Raw genomic sequence first — 2,217 nt, forward strand, 5'->3', positions numbered from 1 at the left:
CGTAATACAGGTAGTCGATGGCGGTTTCATTATCCGCGATAATCACGAAATCCCCTCCCCCAAACCCTGGGTATCCTTGCCGTTATAACAGAGTTCAGAATTGCAATCTGTCTCTCGCAATAACCCCCAAAGCACTGAGAGACATGCGCAACCCGCTATTTCGGTCGGCTCAGCAATTAGAAGCGCCGTCTCATGATTTGTCTAGGATTTTTCTTGGGATGATTTGCTTATCCAGGGTCCGTCCGGCGGCTTAAATAGCACTCTCGATGGATACAACTTCACACCAGGCAGCGCGCCTGCGAGTGACCCATCATTCACCGCCACCGGCGTTTTTGGCTCTCCAGAACGGCTCGCGCCGATCAGCGGAGCAAAACCCCATCGATGTGGATGTTCCGTACAATCTTGACCCAGCCGGGGTTCATGCGAACACCGCTGCCGAGATGCGAACGTAGGAAATCCGCCACCTCATCAAAACTGGAGAGGTGGGCTGGATGCACGTTAGATCCAAAGTGATGGCAGGCAAAGTAGCCATCAGAACCGGGCTCGGCCCACGCGGTTACCAAACCGCCAATGACACGTTCAATACGAGCTACAGGCATATTTCCCCCCACCATTTTCTAGGCAACGCCCCACGCCCGACAGCGTCTCCTCACGTCATCTCGCGAACCCCGGTCGTAGATCCTGTTGAGGACGCCGCGAACTGCGGCCACCGGCCAGGCAGCGTATTATTCATCAGTGCCGACGCTAAGCATGCTCTTCCTCGTCGTTGTATAATCCTGGCATGATATCACCTGCGAGTAGCTTCTCCTTCGAGAGCAGTCCAGCGTCCTCGAGGGCTTCGAAATCCGGCAGGTCGCGCAGCGTGTCGAGCCCGAACTCCAGCAGGAATTCTTTTGTCGTCACATAGGTGTAGGGCGCGCCCGGCGTTGGGCTGCGCGGACCGGAAGCGATCAGGCCGGCACCGCGCAGATGACCAATAAAATCGCGACTGATCTCGTTGCCGAAGAAAGACGACAGTTCGGCGCGGGTGATCGGCTGGAAGTAGCCGATGCACATCAGCACCAAAACCTCCGACTGCGTAAGGTCGGCCGTCTTCCCACTTCCACCTACAGCAGCACGGATGGCGTCTGCATAGGCAGGCCGGGTCAAATGTTTCCAGCCGCCGGCGACCGAAACCAGATCGTAAGGGCGGCCGCGCAGCTCCTCGCGGATGTCGTCGATGAGAAGATCAATGCTGCAGCTTTTCCCGACGATGCGGGCGAGCATTTCGCGGTCGACCGGCTCGCTAGCGGCGAAGATCGTTGCTTCGACCCGGTGCATCCATTCACGCCAACGCGCTTCCGGCGGCAGATGATCCAGTTCCCGGTCAAACAGCTGGTCAGCTGATCGACGGTCATCTGGCCGGCTCCCTCCTCGCCTACGTGCACTCTCCGCCATTGTCTTCACAGCCCGTAGATGCGGAAGGTAGCGCGGCCGGACAATTCACGCACGGCACCGAGCTCGACCAGCCGGTCGAACAGGCGGCGCAGGCCGCGATCGCTCATGCCGGCGATTTGTTCTGAGGCGACGATCGCGTCGTCAGAGAGCAGCTTTTTCCACGACGACGTCCGCCGCCTTGGCCCTGAGTTTCGGCGCAACCGCAAGCAGCCGGTCCGCCCGGCGCTCAAGTTCGGCGAAAAGATCAATGGCGCGCAGCGCAGCGCGCGCCTGCGCGGCCAGCAGGCTTTTGGCCCAATCGGCTTCCGTTTCGGCGCCGGCAGCCAGAGCGGCAGTCACTGGTCGACGCGCCCGGCACGTACCCACAACTAAGGTCGCTTTGGCGCCCAACAAAGGGATTGCATGTGTCCAGCCTAGCCGCTGCGCGAGCAAGACATCGGCAAGCCAGGCTCCGAGAACGCGCCGGAGGCCGTAACGCTCCGCGGCCGCGAAGGCCCCGACCAGCGTTTCGACCGTGCCGGTGTTGGCGGCAAGCTGTCGCAGATCGTCCGTCAGATCGCTGACCGCCTCATCGTTGAGCGTGAGACCTAGATCTTCCAGCACCGCCGCGACATTTTTCTCCGTTAGCAGATCGTCCGCTGGCCGAGATGCCAGCCGCCGCCAAGCAAGAAAGAAAAGGCCGGCGGGACCGACATTGCCGCCCGGTCTTGTGAGCAATACGGCATCGCGCAAGGCCGCTTCGTCCTCGACGCGCCCTGCCTGCCGTGCCGTGACCGCAGC

General features: G+C 60.8%; 1 protein-coding gene and 1 pseudogene. Both read right to left on the minus strand.

Annotated elements, in window-relative coordinates:
* Positions 1 to 744: 744 nt before the first annotated feature.
* Positions 745 to 1,437 carry an SMC-Scp complex subunit ScpB gene (locus EN742_RS32450; protein WP_091600266.1) on the minus strand — a complete coding sequence of 231 codons (693 nt, stop codon included), beginning with the start codon at positions 1,435 to 1,437 and terminating at the stop codon, positions 745 to 747.
* A gap of 5 nt (positions 1,438 to 1,442) precedes the next feature.
* A pseudogene (locus EN742_RS32455) lies at positions 1,443 to 2,217 on the minus strand (DUF1403 family protein); the annotation flags it as partial.

Source organism: Mesorhizobium sp. M4A.F.Ca.ET.020.02.1.1 (assembly GCF_004022645.1).
Classification (GTDB): Bacteria; Pseudomonadota; Alphaproteobacteria; order Rhizobiales; family Rhizobiaceae; genus Mesorhizobium.

Excerpts from the sequence above, each read along its gene's own strand:
- EN742_RS32450 (WP_091600266.1), bottom strand. The coding sequence starts at position 1,437 with ATGGCGGAGAGTGCACGTAGGCGAGGAGGGAGCCGGCCAGATGACCGT.